13 protein-coding genes, 1 tRNA gene and 1 pseudogene are annotated in these 24798 nt (G+C 40.6%); 6 read left to right on the top strand and 9 right to left on the bottom strand.

From position 1 onward, the window contains the following. Positions 1–2: 2 nt before the first annotated feature. Positions 3–4250, top strand: a complete 4248-nt coding sequence (locus tag HMPREF9455_RS19080) for an acyl-CoA dehydratase activase (protein WP_006801400.1) — start codon at positions 3–5, stop codon at positions 4248–4250. A gap of 93 nt (positions 4251–4343) precedes the next feature. On the opposite strand, the gene HMPREF9455_RS19075 is transcribed toward HMPREF9455_RS19080, so the two are convergent. Then, positions 4344–4976 carry an ExbD/TolR family protein gene (locus HMPREF9455_RS19075; protein WP_044216822.1) on the bottom strand — a complete coding sequence of 211 codons (633 nt, stop codon included), beginning with the start codon at positions 4974–4976 and terminating at the stop codon, positions 4344–4346. A 266-nt stretch (positions 4977–5242) separates the two neighbouring features. On the opposite strand from HMPREF9455_RS19075, the gene HMPREF9455_RS19070 reads away from it, so the two are divergent. Both HMPREF9455_RS19070 and HMPREF9455_RS19065 read left to right on the top strand, forming a co-directional pair. Next, positions 5243–7063: an LTA synthase family protein gene (locus tag HMPREF9455_RS19070; RefSeq protein WP_006801398.1), complete on the top strand. Its 1821-nt coding sequence runs from the start codon at positions 5243–5245 to the stop codon at positions 7061–7063. An 84-nt stretch (positions 7064–7147) separates the two neighbouring features. Further along, positions 7148–7219, top strand: a tRNA-Arg gene (locus HMPREF9455_RS19065). Between the two features lie 50 nt (positions 7220–7269). Here the strand turns inward: HMPREF9455_RS19065 and folD are convergent. From folD to HMPREF9455_RS19030, 7 genes are all read right to left on the bottom strand, one after another. After that, positions 7270–8151: a bifunctional methylenetetrahydrofolate dehydrogenase/methenyltetrahydrofolate cyclohydrolase FolD gene (folD, locus tag HMPREF9455_RS19060; RefSeq protein ID WP_006801397.1), complete on the bottom strand. Its 882-nt coding sequence runs from the start codon at positions 8149–8151 to the stop codon at positions 7270–7272. A 116-nt stretch (positions 8152–8267) separates the two neighbouring features. Next, positions 8268–9380 carry an Mrp/NBP35 family ATP-binding protein gene (locus HMPREF9455_RS19055; RefSeq protein WP_006801396.1) on the bottom strand — a complete coding sequence of 371 codons (1113 nt, stop codon included), beginning with the start codon at positions 9378–9380 and terminating at the stop codon, positions 8268–8270. Beyond that, positions 9373–10134, bottom strand: a complete 762-nt coding sequence (trmB, locus tag HMPREF9455_RS19050) for a tRNA (guanosine(46)-N7)-methyltransferase TrmB (RefSeq protein WP_006801395.1) — start codon at positions 10132–10134, stop codon at positions 9373–9375. The genes HMPREF9455_RS19055 and trmB overlap by 8 nt, the downstream gene beginning before the upstream one ends. 104 nt (positions 10135–10238) lie before the next feature. Further along, a complete protein-coding gene (locus tag HMPREF9455_RS19045) occupies positions 10239–12068 on the bottom strand; it encodes an ABC transporter ATP-binding protein (RefSeq protein WP_006801394.1) in 1830 nt (609 codons plus the stop codon). A 1105-nt stretch (positions 12069–13173) separates the two neighbouring features. Further along, entirely contained in the window at positions 13174–15228 is a 2055-nt protein-coding gene (locus HMPREF9455_RS19040; protein ID WP_006801393.1) for a beta-L-arabinofuranosidase domain-containing protein, read from the bottom strand. A gap of 129 nt (positions 15229–15357) precedes the next feature. Further along, complete coding sequence (locus HMPREF9455_RS19035; RefSeq protein WP_006801392.1) at positions 15358–17835, bottom strand: glutaminase domain-containing protein; 2478 nt, start codon at positions 17833–17835, stop codon at positions 15358–15360. Positions 17836–17844: 9 nt separating this feature from the next. Beyond that, on the bottom strand, positions 17845–19647 hold the full coding sequence (locus tag HMPREF9455_RS19030; RefSeq protein WP_006801391.1) for a glycoside hydrolase family 2 protein: 1803 nt from the start codon (positions 19645–19647) through the stop codon (positions 17845–17847). 709 nt (positions 19648–20356) lie between these two features. On the opposite strand from HMPREF9455_RS19030, the gene HMPREF9455_RS19020 reads away from it, so the two are divergent. Next, the gene (locus HMPREF9455_RS19020; protein ID WP_006801390.1) at positions 20357–23056 is read left to right on the top strand and encodes a cation-transporting P-type ATPase; all 2700 of its coding nucleotides are present in this window, start codon (positions 20357–20359) and stop codon (positions 23054–23056) included. Positions 23057–23693: 637 nt separating this feature from the next. Beyond that, positions 23694–24068 (top strand): surface glycan-binding family protein, encoded by a 375-nt coding sequence (locus tag HMPREF9455_RS19015; protein ID WP_006801389.1) that lies wholly within the window; start codon positions 23694–23696, stop codon positions 24066–24068. A 133-nt stretch (positions 24069–24201) separates the two neighbouring features. Here HMPREF9455_RS19015 and HMPREF9455_RS19010 read toward each other — a convergent pair whose 3' ends face one another. After that, the gene (locus HMPREF9455_RS19010; protein WP_006801388.1) at positions 24202–24426 is read right to left on the bottom strand and encodes a thermonuclease family protein; all 225 of its coding nucleotides are present in this window, start codon (positions 24424–24426) and stop codon (positions 24202–24204) included. Between the two features lie 189 nt (positions 24427–24615). On the opposite strand from HMPREF9455_RS19010, the pseudogene HMPREF9455_RS21840 reads away from it, so the two are divergent. Then, positions 24616–24798: pseudogene (locus HMPREF9455_RS21840) on the top strand (T9SS type A sorting domain-containing protein); the annotation flags it as partial.

Below are 24798 nucleotides of genomic sequence, written 5' to 3'. Positions count from 1 at the left end.
ATATGAATAAAAGACAACAATATAAAATGGGAGTTGACGTAGGTTCGACAACTGTGAAGATTGTCGTTTTGGATAATAATCAACAAATTATACACAAATCCTATTGTCGTCATCAGGCTAATATACAACAAACACTTGTAACAGAACTGCAAAAAGTTGTAGAGTTATATCCCGATACTATATTTAATATTAATATTTCAGGTTCGGCCGGTATGGGTATCGGAGAGCGTGTAGGGATACCCTTTGTACAGGAAGTAGTTGCTGCCGTTGAGGTAGTAAAGAATGTTTATCCTGCCGCCCATACACTTATCGATCTGGGTGGAGAAGATGCTAAGATGGTGTTCTTTAGTGAAGGCCGTCATCCCGATATCCGTATGAATGGAAGTTGTGCCGGAGGGACAGGTGCATTTATCGACCAGATGGCCAGCCTGATGAATATATCGGTAAATGAACTGGGCGAAAAGGCTTTGACTTATGATAAGATATACCCCATAGCATCACGTTGTGGCGTATTTGCCAAAACAGATGTGCAGAACCTGATAAGCCGTAATATCCCTGTTTCGGATATTTCTGCTTCTATCTTGCATGCTGTAGCCTTGCAGTCGGTTACAACACTTGCCCGTGGATGCGATGTAGTGCCTAAAGTGATATGTATCGGCGGCCCATTAACATTTATCCCTGCCCTTCGTAATTCTTTCCGCGATGTATTGAAAATTGAGGCTTCGGATATTATTGTACCTGAGAATGGAGAATTTTTCCCTGCCTGGGGAGCTGCTTTATATGAAGAAGATGGCGCAAAATCTTTTGAATTAAATTGTCTGATCGAGAAGCTCAATGAGTCCACTTCGTCTAACCACAGTGAAGCGTTGCCGGCTCTGTTCAAAGACGAACTGGAGTATATAGAATGGGATGCTAACCGCAATGTAAAGACTCTGCAGTTTAGAGCATTGGGTGAAGAAAAGTATGTAGAATGCTTCTTAGGTATCGATTCGGGTTCCACAACCTCAAAAGTGGTAATAATGGATACCGATGCGAATATTATCTATAAATTCTACGGAAATAACGAAGGTAACCCTCTCAAGAAAGTGATGGAGGGGTTGGAGTTGTTCTATAAAGAAGCTGAAGAAAAGGGTGTTACAGTAAAATTCCTGTCTTCGGCGGCTACCGGGTATGGCGAAGACCTGATGAAGTCTGCACTCGGACTCGATTATGGTATAGTGGAAACTATTGCTCATCTTTCGGGGGCGCAATATGTAGACCCTGATGTATCCTTCGTGCTCGACATCGGCGGGCAGGATATAAAGTCGATATTTATCAGTAACGGGCTGATATCAAATATAGAACTGAACGAGGCTTGTTCGGCCGGTTGTGGTTCTTTTTTACAGAATTTTGCAACTACTATGAATATGGAACTGGCGGACTTTACCCGTGCTGCCTGTCTTGCAAGATTTCCGAGCGATTTGGGTTCACGCTGTACAGTCTTTATGAACTCGAAAGTGAAGCAGTCGCTTCGCGAGAATGCAGGCAATGACGATATCGCCGCAGGACTGGCTTATTCTGTGGTAAAGAATTGCTTGTTTAAAGTATTGAAAATATCCAATCTGAATCAGTTAGGCGACCATATTGTGGTGCAGGGGGGAACGTTCCGCAACGATGCTGTTTATCGAGCTTTGGAATTGTTGTCGGGTAAAACAGTAAGTTCTACCGATCATCCCGAACTGATGGGGGCATTGGGGGCTGCTCTATATTCGCAACGCCTTTGGCAGAAGGGACAGGAAGAAACTGCTTTTGCAGGGGAGGAGGCTCTGTTCGATGTAAGTACGATAGACTCGAAAGAACTGACCTGTAAGGGTTGTACAAATCTTTGTTCGGTACTTCGGTTCAAATTTAACAATGGAAATATCAGCTATGCAGGTAATAAATGCGAAAAGGTATTTTACAATAAAAGCAATGACCGAAAAGCCGGATATAATGCTTTTGACAAGAAAAACGAGATACTTTTCGCACGTCCGGTTAATGCGGACAATATAGAAAAAGGAAAAACTATCGGTATCCCTCGTGTACTGAACATGTTCGATAATTATCCGTTCTGGCATACATTGTTGTCAGAGTGCGGATTTAATGTCCGTTTATCGCCCGAATCTACATTCCCTCTTTATCAGAAAGGGGTAGGAGGGGTGATGTCCGACAATATATGTTTCCCGGCTAAACTGGTACATGGTCATATCCTTGCTTTGATAGAGCAAAAAGTAGACAGGATATTTTATCCGATAGTACCAAAGGAAGAAAAAGAATTCGGACAAGCGTCCAACTCATTTAACTGCCCTGTTGTGAGTGGTTACCCTGATGTGATTCAAAGCTCTATCGATCCATCGGGCCGTCATGGTATTCCATTCGATGAGCCTGTGATTACTTTCAGTAGTGATAAAGCTTTGGCGAAAGGCTGTTTCAATTACTTATCAGGTCTCGGCGTATCCAAATCTGCTTTCGAGAAAGCTTTCTTAAAAGCATTGGAGGTAAAGAACGGATTGAAGCAGGAGTTATATGGTTATCAGAAAGAATTGCTGGATAAGGCTATAGAAACAGGAGAGCTGATATTTGTTGTTGCAGGCCGCCCATATCATACCGACCCTCTGATACATCAGAAAGTAGGGCAAATCCTCTCCGACCTCGGGGTTATCGTACTGACGGATGATGTCTTTCGCAAACCCGAAAGTCATGGCTTCGGGAAACTGAATATCATATCCCAATGGTCGTACCCTAACCGCGTGGTACAGGCTGCTATGGAAGTAGCTAAACTGCCTCAGAATGTGCAACTGATACAGCTGAATTCATTCGGATGTGGTCCCGATTCTTTCTTTATGGATGAGACACGGGATATACTGAAGGCCGTTGGTAAAAATATAACAGTGCTTCGTATTGACGAAATTGCCAGTCCGGGTTCTATCCGTTTGCGTCTTCGTTCTTTAGTAGAGTCATTGAAAGCAGTAAAGTCTTTTGATGTAACTACTGCTCAGGAATACAAGGGTTATTCTGTCCCGTACAAAAAGGCGAAGGACGGCAATAAAACAATCCTTATACCGTGGTTATGCGATTTTATATCTCCGTTTGCTCCGGCATTGGGTGAAATACTAGGTTTAAAGGTGGAAAACCTGCCGAAATCGAATAAACTATCCGCCGATCTGGGTTTGATGTATGGCAATAATGAAGTTTGTTATCCGTCGACTCTTGTTCTTGGTGATATTATAAGCACCTTGCAATCCGGAAATTACGATGTGAAAGATATTGTTCTGGCAATAACCCAAACCGGTGGGCAATGCCGGGCAACTAATTATATTGCGCAAATCAAGACAGGACTGCAAAATGCCGGGTTTAACGATATTCCCGTTATCGCATTAAGTTCGGGAGATACCTATCAAAACGGAGAAAGTGAGTTTACACTGGAATGGAAAAAGATTGCGAAACTGGCTATTCCACTGGTGCTCTATGGTGATGGCTTGCAGCAAATGCATGGGGCTATATCCGTCAGGGAAAAGAAAGAAGGTGCTTCGCAGGAAGTGTTTAACTTCTATATCGAACGAGGGATAGACGCCGTTAGGGCAAAAGATGTGAAAACATTGTTCCGCCTATTGAAGGAAGCAGTAGAGGATTTTAATAATATACCGATTTTTGACAAAGAGTATTCTAAAGTAGGCCTTATCGGGGAAATCTTTGTAAAGTATAATAATTATGCGCAGGCAAATATCTCGGAGTGGCTTCGCTCTAAGAATGTAGAGGTTTCTACGCCTCCGCTTCTCGACTTCCTGATGCAGTTCTTTGTGAATAGTAAGGTGAATGTAGAGAATGGACTGGCTGAGGAAACAATTTTCTCAAAAACTTTGAAACCTCTGATCTGGTGGTATATCAATGGTAAGGTAAAGAAATCGGAAAAGATTCTGAGCAAATTTAAATTCTATGAAGCCTCAGAATCCATATATGCCAAAGCAGAAGCAGCATCCGAAGTTCTCAACCTTTCCAATCAGTTTGGAGAAGGCTGGTTGATACCGGGCGAGATTGCCCATTATGCCCGTAAGGGTGTGAATAAGGTCGTATGCCTGCAGCCATTTGGTTGTATTGCTAACCATATTGTAGCCAAAGGAGTGGAAAAGCGAATCAAGGAAATTTATCCGAATATGAATATCCTATATCTGGACATTGATGGAGGTATAGCCGAAGTGAATTTGCAGAACCGCCTGCATTTTATGATTTAGAGATCAACTATCCATATATAATTTGAGGAAAAGCCGGAAACTATATTAGTCGCCGGCTTTTCCCTATTTATATGAATGTGTGAAGATTGTTACTTATTTAGGCCTTTCTGCCATTGCGGTTAAGCTGCCTTTTGTTTTGAGATTCTCCATCAGGAACTTATCCCCTTCTTGCAAATCGACGATAGTGTATTTATCAACCCCGCATATTTGCATTTCGTCGAGAGCATCCACCAGATTTTTATAATTGGAGTCTTTAGTCGCTTTAATAACAACATTAAGTCCTTCATCAGACTTCTTTACTTCAGAGATCAGGCTTTTCAGCTGGTTTTCATTTATTTCTTTCCTGTAATATTTCTTTTTCAAATCTTGTATCTTGGACGCTACAAAGCTGTTCCGTTCCAGAAGCATCTGCCGTAGTCCCATATAATTGGTTTCCTTTAGCGATGTATAATCTTCGTAATTGGCTACGTCTGCATAATAGTAGATTTTGTCCTGTTCTCCCAGGATAACAGTAACAGATTTTGATCCGGGAATTTTTATCTCCCCTGTTGGTGCAGGCATTGCAATGTCCATTACTTGTGGTATACTGAGGGTGGTGCAAAACATGAAAAATGTAATAAGTAGCATATTCATATCCACCATCGGGGTGAAATCCACTCTTAAAGTTCTTCGTTGAGGTTTTCCTTTTTTGTCCTTTCCTCCACTGTTGGTATCTATACTAGCCATAATATTTGATTTTTTAAGGATTAAACTTCTATTTTTACTTAATAGAGCAATATTGTGTTGAAATTCCATAAAAGGACTGTACTTTTTTCCGATATATTTTATCTTTGTGTTTTGTAAGCGGTCAGTAGCAGCCCTGTCAATCTTTCTAACTAAGGTCGTAGACCTGTTTATTCTTTCGTATCTAAAACAACAATAATTAGTTACGATAAAATAATTTTGCATTAAATACCTTCTTATATTCATAATATAAATATATACTTAAGCTAATGAAACAAAGGATATTACTTCTCATCACCATATTTGTCTATTTTATATTTATATTTTGTATAGAGAAGCTGGCTTTCATGTTGATGCATTCTTCTGCCGGAGGAGGGATTACATCTTCTGAAATCTTTCAGGTGTTGTATCACGGCTTACCGCTCGATATGTCTATGAGCGGATACCTTGCAGCCATCCCGGCACTTATACTTATTTTTTCCATCTGGATCGAACCTAAGGTCATAGCTAAGGTATTCAATGTATACTTTGGAATAATTCTTTCTCTGGTAGTAGTTATAGCAGTAGTTGACCTTGTTGTATATCCGTATTGGGGTTTCCATTTCGATTCTACTGTATTCCTTTATTTACAAAAGCCGAAAGAAACTTTTGCAAGCGCTTCCGCTCTGGAAATTATTATGGGATTTTTGGCTGCAATAGTGTTTAGTCTGATTGTATACATTGGTTATGTGTTTATAATCCGTAAGCAGATATTAAAATTAACCGTACCTAAATCTATATGGAAGGCTTGTCTGGTTATGATACTTTTGACTGCGGCCTTATTCTTACCAATACGAGGAGGGGTGACCGTTTCAACAATGAATGTAGGGAAAGCCTATTTCAGTGATAATATGTTTCTTAATCATGCGGCGATCAATCCTCAGTTCAATTTGATGTATTCTTTCTTCAAATCGGATAACTTCGGCTCGCAATACCAGTTTTATGATAAGACCGAAGCTACGGCTATTTTTGATACACTAATGATACAACCGCCTGCAGACAGTATTCCGCAATTACTGAATACCGACCGGCCCAACATAATATTATTTATACTAGAGAGTTTTTCTGCTGAAGCGGCCTTGGACTCTGTCATTGCGCCTAATATGAGCCGTTTTGCAAAAGAGGGTATCTTATTTGATAATTTTTATGCGAATAGTTTCAGAACCGACAGAGGGTTGGTTTCCGTTCTCAGTGGTTATCCCGCACATCCAACGGTTGCCATTATGAAGTATCCGCAAAAAACGGAGAATCTGCCTACTATTCCAAGAACATTGAAACAGGCAGGGTATGAGAACCTTTCATTTTATTACGGGGGCGATGCCGACTTTGCAAATATGCGGTCGTATTTTGTTGGAGCCTGTGCGATTAAAGAAGTCGTTTCGGATAAAGATTTTCCGCTAAATGAGCGAATGACTAAATGGGGAGCGCCGGATAAATTTCTTATTGACAGGGCGTATAAAGATATAACGACTCAGAAGCAAGAAACACCGTTTATGAAGACAGTATTGACACTTAGCAGCCATGAGCCATTTGATGTTCCTGTACATAAGTTTGGAGAGCCTTTCCTGAATGCAGTATCATATACGGACGAATGTTTAGGTAGCTTTGTTGAACGGCTGAAATCAACAGCCTTATGGGATAATACACTCCTTATATTTATTGCAGACCATGCGATGCAGTCATATCCCGGTGGTCTGAACAATAGCGATCCCAGACGATTTCATATTCCTATGATTTGGCTTGGTGGGGCTGTGAAAGAACCAAGGGTTGTATCTGATTTTGGTTCGCAGAACGATCTGGCGGCTACTTTACTGTCTCAGTTAAACTTAAGACACACTGACTTTAGATTTAGTGCAGATATGTTGAATCCGAATAGTCGCAAGTTTGCTTTTTACTCTTATGTAAATGGTTTTTGTATGACAGATTCGACAGGGACAGTTACTTATGATAATGACAGGCAGGAGATTATTCACCAATCAGGGAATGTTGAACTGGAAAAGAGCGCAAAGGCATTTTTCCAGAATATGTATATGGATTTAGGGGAGAGATGAAGTTTCAGCCCCGTTTCCGAATTGTTTTATGGGTTATAATATAAAAGCTGAGAATATTTTTATATTTTTGTGTCGCCAATGAATGGCCCTGTAGTTTAATGGATAAAATAAAGGATTCCGGTTCCTTAGCTGTGGGTTCGATTCCCGCCAGGGTCACAGAGTGTAAATATCACTGTAAATAAGTAATTTACAGTGATATTTTATTTTTAGCCATATATTTCTTTCTTTCCTGCCAGCAATGTGTTCCGCATCAATGAGATAATGGTCATAGGTCCTACGCCTCCGGGAACGGGGGTGATATAAGATGCTTTATGCGCAACTTCATCGAAAGCTACATCACCTTTCAGCCTGAAGCCCGATTTTGTCTCGGTAGATGGCACGCGGGTTGTACCTACATCTATAACAACAACACCTTCTTTGACCATATCACCTTTGAGGAATTCAGGAACACCAAGGGCGGCAATGATAATATCGGCGCTCTGGCATACTTCCTTGATGTTTGGCGTACGGCTGTGGCAGACCGTTACGGTGGCGTCGCCCGGATAACCCTTCTGCATCATAAGATTGGCTACAGGCTTACCTACTATATTGCTACGGCCAAGAACAACGGAATGTTTCCCCTGAGTTGGTATCTCGTATCTTTTCAACAGTTCCAATATGCCTGCCGGAGTAGCCGAAAGAAAGCAAGGCAAACCGATGGACATGCGTCCTACATTGATAGGGTGAAAGCCATCCACATCTTTCCGGTAATCTATTGCCTCAATCACTTTCTGCTCCGAAATATGCTTTGGCAGAGGGAGTTGAACTATAAAGCCATCCACATCAGCATCATTGTTCAACTTATCGACGCAGGCTAGTAAATCCTCTTCACTGACATTGTCTTCGAAGCGGATAAGGGATGATTTAAATCCGACCTCCTCGCATGTCCGTACTTTACTGGCTACATAGGTTTCGCTGCCACCATCGTGTCCGACAAGCACAGCGGCCAGATGTGGTGTTTTTCCTCCTGCCGCCTTTATTTGCGCTACTTCTGCTGCTATTTCCTCTTTCATCTGCGCCGAAATGGCTTTTCCGTCGATTAGTTGCATATATATGGGTTTAGTGATATATGATAGTGCTTCTCTTAATGCAAATATACAAATATGAATGTAATAGAGTTAATGATCCAAATGAAAAGAGGACATCCCTGTGCCCTCTATTCCTATTATTTGTTACTTACCTCTACTTTCTGGGTAGGGGCAAATTGACTATTCCGTTTATCTACCGAAGCTATAAAGTTATCAGCCAGATGAGCGAATGCCATACCTGTTATCGTATTCTCATTCAGGGCCACCGGCGTACCTTTATCCCCTCCTTCACAGATACTCTGTACGATAGGTATTTGCCCGAGTAAAGGTACATTCATATCTTCAGCCAGGTTTTTAGCTCCGTCCTTACCAAATATGTAGTACTTGTTTTCCGGCAGTTCAGCAGGAGTGAACCATGCCATATTTTCTACCAGCCCTAGTATTGGCACATTGACCTTATCATTGGTAAACATATTGATTCCCTTGCGCGCATCGGCCAGAGCCACCTCCTGAGGCGTACTTATCACTACTGCACCTGTGATAGCCAGCGTTTGCACCAATGTAAGGTGTATGTCACTTGTGCCGGGAGGAAAGTCGATAAGGAAATAATCGAGGTCTCCCCAATTAGCATCGGCTATAAGTTGTTTCAAAGCATTTCCTGCCATTGCGCCACGCCATACCACAGCATCGTTCTTGTTCACGAAGAAGCCTATGGAAAGCATTTTTACGCCATATTTTTCAACAGGGATAATATATTCTTTACCATCTATCGGTTCTAAATATGGCTGAGCTTCTTCTTCACCAAACATTTTGGGTAATGAAGGTCCGAATATATCGGCATCCAATAATCCCACCTTATAGCCCTTTTTAGCTAGGGCTACAGCCAGATTTACCGATACGGTACTTTTACCTACACCACCTTTTCCTGATGATATGGCAATGATATTTTTCACCTGAGGAAGAAGTGTCGCCGGTTTTGGTTGCTCCGCCTGCTTGGTTCTTACTTCTATATTGCCTTTAATTTCAATGTCAGGATCTGCGTATGTGAGTATAGCCGTCTCGGCTGCTTTTACAACCGATTTGATAAATGGATCGTTCGGTTTGTCAAACATCATGGAGAAACTAACCTTCATACCATCGATATGTATATCATCGGATACGAAGCCCATTTCCACAATATCTTTCCCTGTACCGGGATAACGCACATTGCGTAGTGCGTCGATAATCAGTTTAGGATATATATTAGCCATTTTTAGTTGATTGATTTAATTCGTTACTGCGTCCGTAACTGCGATACGGGTCTTTTTCGATTTCAATATCGGGTTCAGTCCAGTTATCACGTGCGGCGCACTCAAATTTTATATACTTGATATTTAAACCACGTGAAAGCCATTGTTGTTCATAGAACGTCTGTATTTTAAGAATATCATCCACGAGTCCCGAATGATATAGGTCATCGGACTCGAACAATACAGGAAGCGTATTGGCTTTTACCATTTCACAGGTGTATGTAAACATGAAATTACTATCGGTCTTCAGGTGTATGATACCATTGTCTGACAGAATCTGACGATACAGTTTCATAAAACGGGTTGAAGTCATACGCTTGTTTACCTTACCCATTTGCGGATCGGGGAACGTTATCCATATCTCGGAAATTTCCCCTTTGGTAAAGAAGTGGGTTATCAGTTCGATATGGGTACGCAGGAAAGCTACATTTGTCAATTTTTCGTTGAATGACTGCTTTGCACCTGTCCACATTCTGGCGCCTTTTATATCTATTCCGATAAAATTCTTGTCAGGAAACAGTTTCGCCAGACCTACAGTATATTCGCCTTTACCGCAACCCAGTTCGAGAACAATAGGATTATCATTTTTGAAAAACATCGCATTCCACTTGCCTTTCATTTCAAATTCCTTTTCTTGCAGAACTGCAAACGGGTATTGGAATACGTGCGGATATTCCTCCATGTTGGCAAATTTGGCAAGTTTATTCTTTCCCATATTTTAGTTGCAAATTACGAGTTACAAGTAAACAAGTTCGCGCTTTATAATTAGAATTTGTCATTCAGCTCATTGATTAATTGGCACATCGGCATATCAGCACATTAAAATTGTTGCATATCACACAGTTTCCGGTAATATCCGTTCATCTCATACAGTTCGTCGTGATGTCCGCGTTCTACTATTATACCTTCACTCATCACACATATTTCATCCGCATTCTTGATAGTGGATAAGCGGTGAGCGATAACCAGCGTTGTGCGGTTTTTCATCAGTTTTTCCAAAGCGTCCTGCACAAGGCGTTCCGATTCGGTGTCCAGAGCAGATGTTGCTTCATCCAGAATCAATATCTGAGGATTCTTCAGTATGGCGCGGGCAATGCTGACGCGCTGGCGTTGTCCGCCCGACAGTTTGCTGCCACGGTCTCCTATACTGGTTTCATATCCTTTCTCTGTGGCGGTAATGAAGTCATGTGCATTAGCTACCTTGGCGGCCTCGATAACCTGTTCCATTGTGGCATTTTCTACCCCAAACGATATATTATTGAAAAATGTATCGTTAAACAGGATGGCTTCCTGATTCACATTGCCCATCAGCGCCCGTAAATCATGTACATCAGCATCCTTAATATTGGTGTCGTCGATGTAGATACCTCCTTCATTTACATCATAGAAGCGGGGCAGAAGATCGGCCATTGTCGATTTTCCGGAACCGGATTGTCCTACCAGAGCAATGGTCTTGCCTTTTGGTATTGTGATGCTGACATCTTTTATTACCCAGTTTGTCTCGTATCTGAACAATACATTCCGGTAAGTTATTTCCCTGTTGAAAGATATTGGTTTCGGGTTTGCAGGGCTCTTTATATTATTTTCAGCCTTTAATATTTTGTCTATACGTTCTACCGAAGCCATACCTTTCTGTATGGCATAAGCCGATTTAGAAAGATCTTTTGCCGGATTGATAATCAGGTAGAAAATAGTCAGATAATATATAAATCTCGACGCATCCATATATCCGCTACCTTCCAGAATGAGAGATCCTCCGTACCATAGCACCAAAACAATGGTTATTGTCCCTAACAGTTCACTCATCGGATGTGCCAATTGTTGTCTGCGTGCGATACGGTTCGACATGTTACGGAATATATTACTTGTTTTATCGAAACGTTCGATCATCTTTTCTTCGGCATTAAATGCTTTAATAATGCGCAGTCCGCTAAGGGTTTCTTCTATCTGCGACATCATACCGCCCCATTGGGATTGAGCCTCTACGGATTGTTTTTTCAGGCTCTTACCGACTTTACCCATAATGTACCCGGAAATAGGCAGCAGAATGAATACGAATATAGAGAGTTTCCAGCTGATGAATAGCAATGTACCCAGATATATCATAATCATAATCGGGTTTTTACTGATCATATCCAGGGAACTCATCACAGAGTTTTCTACTTCACCCACATCTCCGGTCATACGAGCCATAATATCACCTTTGCGTTCATTGGAGAAGAACCCAAGAGGAAGAGACAAGACTTTGTCGTTTATCTGTTTGCGTATATCTCTTACAACCCCGGTGCGCACATCCGTAATGAAATAAGCGCTGAGGTAGGTAGTTCCTGTTTTCAATATGGTCATTACTACCAGGATCAGGCCTAATATAAGCAGAACAGCGGCCGCCGAATGAGTATCCATAGTTTGTGAAAGGTAATAATATACATTGTTCTCCAAAATCTTAAAGTTGAATATACTTGAAGAATCCATTGGCATGTATTCATAGACTTTGTCGTTCACCTTAAATAAAATCTGAAGAATTGGAACAATCAACGCAAATGAGAATACATTAAGGAAAGCACTCAGTATGTTGAAAAAGATATTGAGTATTACTTGTCTTTTGTATGGCGGAACAAACCGCTTGATAAGTGAAATAAAATCGTTCATCAAAAGATGTTTAGTTGATAAAAAGTATAGCCTCAAGAGAGGCTATTTCAAAAACGGCTGCAAGTTAGCTATAATTCTTCTCTTAATGAATAGCTTTTATTTATTTTCACTAATATGACTAACAATTGCCATGAAAATTAGCAATCTTTTTATCCTGAAAAATAATCAGTTCTTACCAACTTATATATAAAAAGGTAACAAAGGTAACACATGTTTCAGCTTTTAGCTGATAGCTATCGCATAAGTGGCTTTACGGTAAATAGTATTTTCACGCGAAGATGCTAAGGCGCAAAGTCCAATTCATCATTTATAACTCATAATTCATAACTTATTATCGCATTTACGTTTATTAACTGCATTTAGTTAAAACCTGACACATCTGACAGTTTTTCCTTTGTTTTCATCTTGTTATTTTTGCATCCGTTAACTATGATAGTTAAAAGGTAACAAAGGTTACACAAAGAGCAATTAATAATTAAGAATGAATAATTAATAATTGGCTTGTTATGCTAAGCTGAACGAAGCGTCTCTTTTATAAGAACTCCGTGCTACTCCTTTTTGGCTCCGCCGACCGTTGGTTCTCCGTGTTTAAAAATAAAAGGTAACACATTTTTGGCTTTTAGCTGATAGCTTATGTACAAAACTTGACAAACCTGACGACTTTTCACACAATTTTTTATTATCACTTTTTCTTCTAAAAACTCCGTAACTTCATCTTAATCAGGGATGAGATATTTGTAACTATAACAAAGGTAACAGATATATCAGTTAACAGTCATCAACTCATAAGCAGGGGAAGCGAATCATCCCGTAAATAAAAAGACTCCGTGCTACTCCGTTTACTCTGTGGTTAAAAATAAAAGGTAACAAAGGTTACACAAAGAGCAATTAATAATTAAGAATGAATAATTAGCTTTTACCCTCTCTGTAGCCTCCCCTCGGGGAGGTTGGAGGGGCCACCAATATTTCAAAGAACGGTCAGCTAATAGCTAAAGGCTATCGGCTAATAACATAGATAAATATTTTTTAATAAGATCAAATAAAAACGGGACTATCTCTTATTTGAAATAGTCCCGTTCCGAATAAAACTCAAATAAATACAAAGTTACTCGTATGATGCCGGAAAAGAAGTTATCCTTAACCGGGCAGTGCCCATAGGCACAAGTATGATGTCATCTATTTGGGATGATTTTTCACAGTCTTCGTCGGGTAATACACCACATAATTTATATTGATCTAATTTCCATGATGGTATTTGTCTCCCTTTTGCCTTTATTACAAGAGGAGAGTTCTGCTGGGTAAACGGATAATTATCCGCAGGCCATGTCCTTTTTTCAACAACAAGATTGCTGAATGGTTTCTCCGGATCTAAAACCAAGGCGTAATTCCACGCTGTCTTAGGATATATCTCGTATGACGGCCATTTGGACGGATCGGCACTTTCCTGCCATTTCGAGTCCCAGATGGCGCTTTCTTTACTATCTACCTTCTTGTATTCTTCATCGATATTGAGCGATAGAGTCAATGGCCCGTAATCAACGCTTACGCTATTTTTGTTCACTTGCCATGTTTTCAGCGAGAACTCCATCGGATAGGTCACTTTTACTATATCTCCGTTGTCCCATTCACGGTTGATACATGCATATTTGCCTGCCACCAGATCCGCAGGGATTTTCTTCCCGTTTATTTCCAGTTGCGCATTTTTTGTCCATGACGGGATACGGAGATAGAATGGAAATCTCACCTTTTTCGGTGTGTTTACCCTAAACCGGATTGCTCCGTCAAACGGATATTGCGTATCTTCACCGATAGTGACTTCAGTGCCGTCACCCACTTTCACTTTTGCCTCGCAGGCCGCATAGATGGCTGCTGCAACGCCATTGTCAGGAGTTGCAAGAATCAGGTTCTCTATAAAATAAGGCCAGCCCTGCGCATGGTTGTGCTGGCAGCAACGGCTGCTGAACGGATTCATTGCCAGAAAAGGCCCTCCGTTGTCGATACCCGGCTTGTGATTTTCGGAATCGCTTTGTACATGATTCGGACAAGTGATATAGCGCAACGATTTCAGGTCGGGCATCATTGAAGCTGGATAGGAATTGAACGCGATATTTTCGCAATGCTCTGCCCACAATGGGTCTCCCGTGTACCACAACATCATTTCATCCGAAGCCATTTGCTCTACAAAACCGCATGTTTCCGTGCCCTGGCGAGGGTCTATGTACCCCATACGTGCATTTTCATCTGCGCCGAACATTCCCCCCGATACTTGTCCGAATGTGCGGCGTATGAGATCATGTACGTTATAGGTGGCGTGAAGATGCGCAGGGTCTTTGGTGAGCATATAGTAGGTAGCAGGTTCCCGGAAGCCTTGGGCTATATTCACGTTATGCCAGTTAGGAAGAGTCGAATCCAGCATCCAGTTGGCTGTATTACGGTGTATTTTATGAACCAGTTCCAGTAGGAAAGAGTCTCCGGTGATATTGTATAGCCAATATACACTGTAAATATTATCCCCACCTCTGGAATTCTCCCAATAGTCTTTCAGAAATTTTTCATCAGGAACGGTCAGTTGCCATTTGAAATAATTGGTCATCAGATCAATAACGCGCTTGTCGTTCGAATATTCGTAATAGGATTGCAGACACCATAACATGATCATGTTAGCCCAGAGTTCTCTTTTTCCGTCTCTTTCATTGACGGGGCCGAAGTATCCGTCAGCCTGCTGGCTTTTTATGGCTGCTTCTATCCATATTTTTGTTTCGGCAAGCATTTTCGGATCATTAAGTATGTAGGCCATATTGCCATACCCTTTCAGCCAGTAGGGAACTTCTTCCCACCCGTACTCTCCTCCGGCATTAAGCCACGCATTGTTCTTTTTGTTGAGCCATGCGCTGATTTCGCCCAGTTGTCCGGCCAGTCCGTCCCGCTGAAGCTCGAGCATCCGTTTTGTCCAGCCTTTAGGCTGCACTTTACCTACTGGCAATTTTATAAAATTATTGGGCAATAAAGGAGCCTTGTTACTTGTATAGTGATTGTTGAGGGCCTTTACTGACGGTCGGTTCACGATTGTAACATCAATGTCGCCTCCCGATGCAGAAATACTATTGCTGCATAAAAAGAGTGTGACTGCGATTAAGCTGTTTAAAAGACCTTTTTTCATATGTATTATTTAAAATTTATTCTGTTTTCTGAACGTATAACCGGTGATATTCTGAGTAAGAAAAATAATTGTACCGGACTATCACAGCCCAGTACAATGTAAAAGTATTTATTTAATTACTATAGAAAATCATTTCATCATTCTGTCGTTCAGCATCTTGATATAATATCCGCCTACTACCGAACGGGCCTTGAATCCGACATGCGTTTTACTGTCCGTATTGTACCAATCGCTCATAGGTACACGGTCAGTCGTTTCATTCATGAACTTATGCACCGGAGTAATGAATTTCAGGAATGTGGCATTATCATCAGCCAGTGTCGCTGTCCAGATAATCCAGTCGGCTTTCGTATAGTTCTTCCTACTATCGAGTGGTAATCCGTACTCATTCTGTTTGGTCAGATAATAAGGGAGCTCTTTCTGAGCCACAGATTCAGGGAATATATTCAATTTAAGAATCTTGTTCCATATCAAATTGTATTTCTGGCTCCATGTTCCCGGCTGGTCGAATGTCAGGCGGTAGTGGTCGCCATCATCAGCCATCTTCATCCATTCCTGCGCCATCTCCTTAGCTTTGGCTGTATATTTTTCAGCGATGTCTTTTTTTCCGAGCATATCTGCCAGATATCCGTAAGATGCGATACCCATAATTGCTTTCACCGAAAGGTTTACATTGTGGGCGAAGTGACCTGCAAAGTCGTCGGTACAAAGCTGATTTTCCGGATCGAGTCCTTTTTCTACAAGGTAATCTGTCCATGTGGTCAGTACATCCCAATGTTTTTCCGCGTATTTTGCATTTCCTTCCACAGCGGCTATAGCGGCGGTCAGAGCCAGCATGTTTCCGCCTTCTTCCACAGGCATGTCGCCACCGTATGTTTGTCCGTTAGCCCAAGGATATGTACCGACATCGTGCGCAGGAAACGGTTTTACCCATTTGCCACTCTCGCTGTAGTAGAAGATATGATTGAGCAAGCCTTTCGCCAGTTCCGGATTGTAGTACAAGAATAATGGAGCGGAAGGATAGGTTACGTCTACTGTCCCGATAGATCCGTTACTATTGTTTTCTTTGGATAAGAATAACAGGTCTCCGTTCGGCGCTTCTACAAGCTTGTGTGCGGATATGGCCTGACGATAAGCCAGCGCACACAATTCGGCATATTCTTTTCCCCCGGCCTGAGCTGCTTCATTCATCAGTTTGAAGTCGAAGTCGCTACATTTGTTGCTTAGACTGATAAACTCTTTATTGGCTTCAACAAAAGCCTGTTCTATTGATTTGTCGCCTTTCTTATTCCAGTATGGGCGAAGATTCTCTTCAAAATACTGGATGGAATAGATATCATCATATCCGATAAGCACTTTTCCCGAGGCGGATTTACCGCTACCCAGAGTTTGCGATATAGCCAGGCTGGCATTGTCTTTAGAACTTACATCCCCTGCAAGTTTTCCGTTCTTTACAAAATCGTTTCTCATCTGATAAGGGTCACCTACATTATATGTAGAGTTGTTTTTCTCTCCACTCAGATAGAAATAACCCCAGTCGATACGGATATCGTCACCTCTTTTTCCCAGGATTTTCTGGTTGGTGCTTCCTGTTTTAAGGAACAGCAGCCCGTCTTTTTCAAATCCTTCGGCTTTACTTTCCTGGGATGGAATATTCAATGCCCAGTTTGGCGCGGCTTCGAAATAGATTTGAACGTCGTGTTCCTTGCCATCCAATGAATTGATATCATATGAAATATAATTTACCGGACGTGATACAAGATTCAGGTCGTCCATGAGCAGTGGTGCTAGGAAAGAGAGTTTCAGTTCCACATTTCCACACTCGAAAGTATAATGGGTCTGGGTTGCCTGTACATCAGCGGATTTCTGTACTGCTGTTGTACTCAGGAATGTTTCGATATCATCTTCCACATAGATGCCAAAATCCACGAGAGCTCCTCCCATTTTGTTGTGACAATGCGCTGCAATGACATTTTTGCCTGCTTTCAGTGTACTTTTTACTTCATCACTGAGCGTGATCTGTACATCTTTTTTCCATTCATATCCTGTCTTTACCACCTGTATGCCGTTGATGTACAGCTCGAAGATGTCGTCATGTGAATATATAAGGAATACCTTTTTATCCGACAGGTCTTTATCCAGATTTATATTCCGGCGTACCCATATGTCTTTGGTTTCCCATAGTGTGTTTACATTGGTTTCCTCCGGCGTTCCGAATGCTGCTTGCCCTTCTTTCCAGCCGTTATCGTTAAAATCGGTTTTTTCCCAGCCTTTAGCCGGAGCGTTGAATGTATATTTGCCTGTCCAGGCTGTTGTTACAGACATACCCGCTACAGCTTCTATAGGAGTTTGTTCTACACCCATAAAACGATATGGTTCTCCATCGACACGTATCACCCCTAATAGAGGAAATTCCTTGCCTGTCCAGTGTTTCACCGGTTCATCATACAAATTATCGGTTGCCGACCACGCTGAGGTGTAAGGGTCAATTGTTACCAATGGGTAAGCGGGCGCCCGTAAATCGTTCTTAATAATCTGTGCCGGTTCTTTTGTGCCGCCGCAACTGAATAGTCCGGTGAGGCATAAGAGATAAAGTAAATTTTTCATTTAATATATTTATTTCAAAGAATTACATATTTCCAGGTTAATTTGTCTTAGTCGGGGTTCTTCCAGTTTGATAACTTTGCGGTCATATGTCATCAATCCGTTTATTTCGCCTTCTACGTCAGTTGTCTGGGTATAAACTGCAGCTGTGAATCCTCTTTTGATAAAACCTTTTAATATTTCTGCGTATTTGATATATTCATCTGTAACTTCTTTTGCATTTTTAAATTGAACATATCCCCAGTTTTTGTCGGTCTGCCAAAGGTGATTTTCGAGAGGTAAGCCAATGCCGCCATATTCTCCCAGTACATTCGCTCTTTTGGCATCGAAAAGGAACATATCCGGTCCCGGATAGTTGTGCAAGTCTATCATATCCCCTACATGGTAATGATTGCCGCCACTGGCCGGATTTACCAGGCGGGAAGGGTCGTGATTCTTGGTCCACGCTACAATTTCAGGTGTTTTGAATTGTCCCCATGCTTCATTGAACGGAACCCATACTACAATTGAAGGATATGAAATCAGATAATCCATAATTTCTCTCCATTCTTTGCGGTATACATTTTCAGATTCGATAGAACGTTGCACTTCCACACCGTTGAAATGATTATGCATTTGCCACTGAGGCGATGGCCCGCCATTGGGCATATCCTGCCAAACGAGGATTCCAAGACGGTCGCAATGTGTGTACCAGCGAGCAGGCTCAACCTTTACATGTTTGCGGATCATATTGAACCCGAAATCCTTTGTTTTCTGAATATCATACGCCAGCGCTTCATCGGTAGGGGCAGTATATAGCCCGTCAGGCCACCAACCCTGATCTAACGGGCCGAACTGGAAATAATCCTTGTTATTCAACTGAAAACGGTAGATGCCGTTGGCATCTCTTTTCGAGGAGATTTTGCGCATGGCAGCATAGCTTTTCACTTTATCGGCTGCCTTACCATTATTGTATAGGGTAACTTCCAGGTCGTACAGGAATGGAGTTTCAGGAGACCAGAGTTTTAGGTCCGGAATGTTTATGTCGGAAGATTGTCCTGCGGCAAATTTGCTTGTTGCTACAGTTTTCACTCCGTCTTTTACTGTCACTTCTATTATATCTCCGGGAGTAGTACCTTCTGTACAGATATCAATAGATAACTGGTTTTTGTCTATATTGGGAATTGTTTTGATGGCTGCAATATGCTTTTCTGCCACAGGTTCCATCCATACAGTCTGCCAGATGCCCGATACAGGAGTATACCAGATTCCATGCGGATTCTTGATTTGTTTTCCCCTGGCCTGGTCGCCATCATCTGTAGGGTCCCAGACTTTGACTACCAGCTTTTGATTTCCGGAAGTCAGATAGGGTGTGATATCGAAACTGAACGGAGTATATCCTCCGGTATGGGAACCAATCTTAATGTCATTTATAAACACCTCGGTTTTCCAGTCTACGGCTCCAAAATGCAATAGAATTTTCTTGCCCTTCCAATTTGAAGGAACCGTAAAAGTTCGTTTATACCATAGTTCTTTTTCTTTACCCAGTTCTTTTTGTACTCCGGACAAACTTGACTCCACAGCAAAAGGGACCAATATCTGTCCGTCAAATTTCTGAGGTTCTTGTTTTCCTACAGGCAAAATAGCATATTCCCAGAGTCCGTTCAGGTTTGTCCAGTCCGAACGTTCCATAATCGGACGCGGATATTCAGGTAATACATTGTTTGGATTAAGGGTTTCCGCCCACCTGGTTTTGAGTTTATCCCCTACGGGCTTCCATTGAGCGAATAAACTGGTGCTCGATAAGACCAAAGCTAAAATAAGAATCTTCTTCATTTAAATAAAGTGTTTATTTTTAGGTATTATACAATATAATTTTATTTTTGAATTTCAAATTTTTTATACTTGCGATATTTCTCATGTTTTCTCGTATATGCAGGCATTTACTACTCCTTAAGTTTTATGTGTTTTTTATTTTGCCGGATATTACAAATGTACTCTGATGTACCCGAAATAGGTGAAACTTATTGTTCAAAAAATATAAATATCAGGTCACAACTCCTTTTGAATCGGTCGATTAACATGTGAAAGTTGAAAAATGAGATATTTTTTTTGTTTTTTACAAAAAAACATATACTTTTGTATCGCTTTAAGAAAAGCAAATGTTTGTCTCATGGTGTAATGGTAGCACTGCAGTTTTTGGTACTGCCTGTCTAGGTTCGAGTCCTGGTGAGACAACGAAGTTCATAAAACTAAAGAATTGAAAAAGTCGCTGAATAGGTGGCTTTTTCTTATTATGGGCCAAGAGCTTTAACCTTCAATGAGTGGCTCCGAATCCGGGGTTATACTTTATAATTCGATACCTCACAAATAAATCCAATAATCTCGTATTTATTTTTCAGATAGCATTCTGGGACTCTATTGCTAAAAAATTGAAACTTTTTCATTTGTTCAATTGTTAAAATAAGGAATTGTACAAAGCTAACGTCCTTTTTTAGGATGAAATGATAGATTATCAATCCTGATAAATAAAATCAAAAATAATATGGGGAAAGAAAAAACATTATGTAATAACAACTGGCATTCTCTCGAAGTCGGTGAAGTTATAGAGTTACTAACAACTAATGCGACAAAAGGCTTGCCGGAAAAAGATGCTAATGAACGGCTTGCTCAATTCGGAGAAAATATCCTTCCGGAAAAGAAAAAAGAAAGCCGATTGTTACGCTTTTTCAAGCACTTCAACGATATTCTTATTTATATCCTGCTTATAGCTGCTATAGTTACGGCATTCCTGGGACATTGGGCTGATACTGTCGTAATTGTAATTGTAGCCGTAGTGAACGCGTGCATCGGATACTTTCAGGAAAATAAGGCTGAAAAGGCATTGGAAGATATAAAGAAGATGTTGTCTCATACAGCCCAAATCGTAAGGGACGGAAAAAGGCTGGAAATAGGGGCCTCGCATCTGGCTGTGGGAGATTTGGTTATCCTTCATCCCGGAGATAAGATTCCGGCCGACCTCAGGCTGATAAAATCAGATAATCTGAGAATAGAAGAATCCGCTTTAACCGGAGAATCCATCCCATCGCAAAAGAATGTAGGAGCAATAGCCGTGGATACCCCTTTAGGAGACAGGGACAATATGGCCTTTTCTACAACTACAGTTAGTGCAGGAACAGGAATGGGCATAGTTGTTGCTACGGGACAAAATACGGAAATCGGAAAGATAAACCGTATGATGTCGGAAGTAAAACTTATTACTACACCCTTGCTGCGACAGACAGCTAAGTTTGGCAAAACCGTATCTTTCGTAATAATTGCCATCGCTGTATTGGTTTTCATTTTCGGATATTTTTATCGTCACTACGATACAGGCGAGTTATTAATGTCCGTAATCGGACTTGCTATTGCTGCTATTCCCGAAGGGCTTCCTGCCATTCTATCAATAATATTGGCTATCGGCGTACAGAATATGGCAAAACGAAAGGCTATAGTCCGCACTTTACCATCGGTAGAGACGCTGGGTTCGGTAGCAGTCATCTGTTCTGATAAGACCGGGACTCTGACTAAAAATGAAATGACAGTCAAGACTCTTGTTACAAGTGACGATCAGTTTAGTATAACAGGTACAGGATATTCTCCCGTTGGAGATGTTGTTAAAGATAATGAGATTGTTGACTTCAATGCCGAATCGGTGCTGGATAGCCTCATAGGCTGTTTTTACATATGTAACGAAGCCTCTCTTGGAAAAGATGAAGAGGATAACTGGTACATAAAAGGTGATCCCACTGAAGGTGCACTCATAACTTTATATGAGAAGGCTTCTGTAGATCATCACGAAACAGATAGAATTGCAACTATTCCATTCGATTCGGAATATAAGTACATGGCTACCCTGGTTGAAGCAGAAGATAAAAATATTATATATATAAAAGGTGCGCCCGACCGTCTGCTGGATATGGCAGGCAAAGAACTATCACTGAGCGGAGAGAAACCATTCGATCGACAGAACTGGGAGAATGCAATTACCGGATTGGCCGGCAAAGGCCAACGTGTAATCGGGGGGGCATATAAAATAGTAACCAAAGACAAAAAAAACCTCTCGCATGAAGATTTACACGAGGACGTTACGTTTCTCGGTCTGGCAGGGATCATTGATCCTCCAAGAGAAGAGGCTATTGAAGCAATAAAACAGTGTTCTGAAGCGGGTATAACTGTAAAAATGATAACCGGAGATCATATCGAGACAGCAAAATCGATAGGACTGGAAATGGGAATTGGCGATGGAATCAAGGCTTTGGAAGGGAAAGCCATTGAACAGATGACAGATGAAGAATTAGAATCGGCAGCAGTCGAATATAACATTTTCGCACGTACCAGCCCCGAACACAAACTCCGTTTGGTGAAAGCTTTACAGGCCCGTAATATAATATGTGCTATGACAGGGGACGGAGTAAATGATGCCCCGGCGCTAAAAAAAGCGGATGTAGGTATAGCAATGGGCATAAAAGGTACTGAGGTAACTAAAGATGCAGCGGAGATGGTATTGGCAGATGACAACTTCTCGACTATTGCTGCTGCGGTAGAAGAAGGAAGAAGAGTGTATGATAATCTTAAGAAAACTATCTTGTTCATATTGCCTACTAATGGGGCTGAAAGCTTTCTGATCATAGCCAGTATATTGTTCGGAACGCTTATGCCGCTTACTCCTATACAAATACTTTGGGTTAATATGGTAACATCAGTAACTATCTCTCTGGCTCTCGCGTTCGAGAAACTAGAACCGGATACAATGAAGCAACCGCCGCGTTCTCCACAAACACCATTATTAGACGGATACTTTATATGGCGTATTTTGTTCGTTTCTGTTCTTATCGGAGGAGGAACTTTGTTATTGAACCTATACTTGTTGAATAATGGTGTAAGTGAAGATATTGTCAGAACCGTAACAATACAGACTATTGTAATCACCCAGATGTTTCACTTGTATAATAGCCGCAGCATCCGCAAATCTGCCTTCTCTGGAGACTTTTTCGGCAACAAGGCCGTATTTGTTGTTTCGGGATTGCTTATCTTGTTACAACTAGTGATAACATATATCCCGTTTATGAATCAAGTTTTCGGAACGGTTAAACTACCATTACATTTCTGGATATATCCATTCGTTTTTGGGTTTATTATCTTCATTATAGTGGAGGCTGAGAAATGGGTTATGAGACTAATGGATAAAAAAACTGATAAATAACAGACCGGATCATAACTCACAAAACAAAAAAGCTGTATTTTAAAAAAAATACAGCTTTTTTTGCATGCACGGGTTGTACGGTTGAGTGATTGAATGGTTAAATGGTGCTATGGTTTGACTTGTACTAAAAAAACTTTACGGATTTTATAAATTGTCCTGAATGCACTTTAGTTCTTTCTCTATTAGTAAAAAGGAACTATACCCTTTTCAACCACTTAATACGATGTCTTTTCATCACTCCAAGTGGGGTTTTGGATAAAAGTGATATTACATTCAATAAAAATGATATCAAATAAGTAAAATCAATATAAGTCTGGATGATTTTAACTCACACCTGCAGATTAGGGATGTATCTTTGATAATACAATACTTAAAGTCTAAGCTAAGAAAATATGCGGTATTATATCTACTCTATTTGTAATTTTCTTTTTGTTTGTTCAATGATGATTCTTCATATAGATGGAGCCACATTCAGTCCGACAATAATGCTTTCGAGCTTTATCATAACGGCCGTAATTTTTCTTCCCTATATTAGTTTTCACTCCTAATTATACAAGACGGATGTTAACCAAAGTCACAATTAATGAAAAAATGATATAAATGCGAACTATAACATGTTAATTTAAATATGTATACTATGAACATAATTATTTCTAAATCCAAACTATTACTCATCTTGTCGATAGTATTATCACTTATCTTTTTTGCGGCATGTGATGATACGGAAACTACCGATGAAACAGATTTCGCCCTTTACTACACAGGCATGACGGATATAGGTCCATCCATGACTGGAGTAATTAGTACCCCTTCATATATTGGAGGTAAGCCTTCTGGTTTTGAAATATTCAAAGTTACCCTCGATGGTGAGTCATATTCAAGCAGCAGCTTTGTGATAAATGAAGACGAAGGAGCTATAACTATCAGTGAAACAGCAGGAATGTATCAATATCAAAAGAGTTTAGGAAATCAAAATAACGGACATCTGTTCGGATTAAAATATAAGTTTTAAGTTTTTCATGGTATTATAATTATGGATAATTTTAGAACGGTTATCTAGGTAGATGGAGCGGCTTTATAGAAATAAAAAAGAGAAGTGAAAACTTCTCTTTTTTTATGTAAAATGATAGTGCATTAACACGAAGCTAAGAGTGATTGATAATCATTAATATATTTAGAAATTCTTTCAACCTGAGTTTTAAGTATATTTTTAAATCTAAAATTCTTTTCTCCTTTCTCCACTGCCACGGATCGACAGCATTATTATCTTTCCAAAGACCTCTTTTATCAGCTTTGGCTTTCTCCTGAAGCTTGATGTAATATTTACCTTTTGAGTATTTGTAATTGCATGCATAACCGGATCGGATCATTTCTTTACACAATTTTTATGTTTTAAAACCTGCTATCAAATATTAAATATTAATTAAATTATGTTATTTTTATATTTTGTTTGTGAAATATGAAGGAGACATTTATCTATATGATAAAAAGAGAAACATTTCTCTTTATATAAAGTACCTGAAATCGTAATTTAAAGACTAATAATTAATATCTTAACTATGAATCTTGCCCAAATTCTCGTCCTGCTATCCCTGTGGGTAGCATTACCCGGTTTTAGTCAATTGAACAGTTCTCACAACCATCTTCGTCCCGGTGATGTGTTAATAAAACAACAGGTAGAATATAGAGATCCCGGCAATGCTGGCAAAGATCAGCTGTGGGATTTCAGTAATCTCAAGACT

The sequence above is a fragment of the Dysgonomonas gadei ATCC BAA-286 genome (genome assembly GCF_000213555.1).
In the GTDB taxonomy this organism is placed as follows: domain Bacteria; phylum Bacteroidota; class Bacteroidia; order Bacteroidales; family Dysgonomonadaceae; genus Dysgonomonas; species Dysgonomonas gadei.
Note: the sequence above shows the minus strand (reverse complement) of the source record. Positions and strands in the feature narration are given on the sequence as shown.

Bases quoted from the DNA above. Each gene is read 5' to 3' on its own strand.
- HMPREF9455_RS19045 (WP_006801394.1), bottom strand. From the start codon at position 12,068: ATGAACGATTTTATTTCACTTATCAAGCGGTTTGTTCCGCCATACAAA.
- HMPREF9455_RS19010 (WP_006801388.1), bottom strand. From the start codon at position 24,426: ATGATCCGATCCGGTTATGCATGCAATTACAAATACTCAAAAGGTAAA.
- HMPREF9455_RS19075 (WP_044216822.1), bottom strand. From the start codon at position 4,976: ATGGCTAGTATAGATACCAACAGTGGAGGAAAGGACAAAAAAGGAAAA.
- HMPREF9455_RS19015 (WP_006801389.1), top strand. From the start codon at position 23,694: ATGAACATAATTATTTCTAAATCCAAACTATTACTCATCTTGTCGATA.
- HMPREF9455_RS19055 (WP_006801396.1), bottom strand. From the start codon at position 9,380: ATGGCTAATATATATCCTAAACTGATTATCGACGCACTACGCAATGTG.
- HMPREF9455_RS19080 (WP_006801400.1), top strand. From the start codon at position 3: ATGAATAAAAGACAACAATATAAAATGGGAGTTGACGTAGGTTCGACA.
- HMPREF9455_RS19035 (WP_006801392.1), bottom strand. From the start codon at position 17,835: ATGAAAAATTTACTTTATCTCTTATGCCTCACCGGACTATTCAGTTGC.
- HMPREF9455_RS19020 (WP_006801390.1), top strand. From the start codon at position 20,357: ATGGGGAAAGAAAAAACATTATGTAATAACAACTGGCATTCTCTCGAA.
- trmB (WP_006801395.1), bottom strand. From the start codon at position 10,134: ATGGGAAAGAATAAACTTGCCAAATTTGCCAACATGGAGGAATATCCG.
- HMPREF9455_RS19030 (WP_006801391.1), bottom strand. From the start codon at position 19,647: ATGAAGAAGATTCTTATTTTAGCTTTGGTCTTATCGAGCACCAGTTTA.
- HMPREF9455_RS19070 (WP_006801398.1), top strand. From the start codon at position 5,243: ATGAAACAAAGGATATTACTTCTCATCACCATATTTGTCTATTTTATA.
- HMPREF9455_RS19040 (WP_006801393.1), bottom strand. From the start codon at position 15,228: ATGAAAAAAGGTCTTTTAAACAGCTTAATCGCAGTCACACTCTTTTTA.
- folD (WP_006801397.1), bottom strand. From the start codon at position 8,151: ATGCAACTAATCGACGGAAAAGCCATTTCGGCGCAGATGAAAGAGGAA.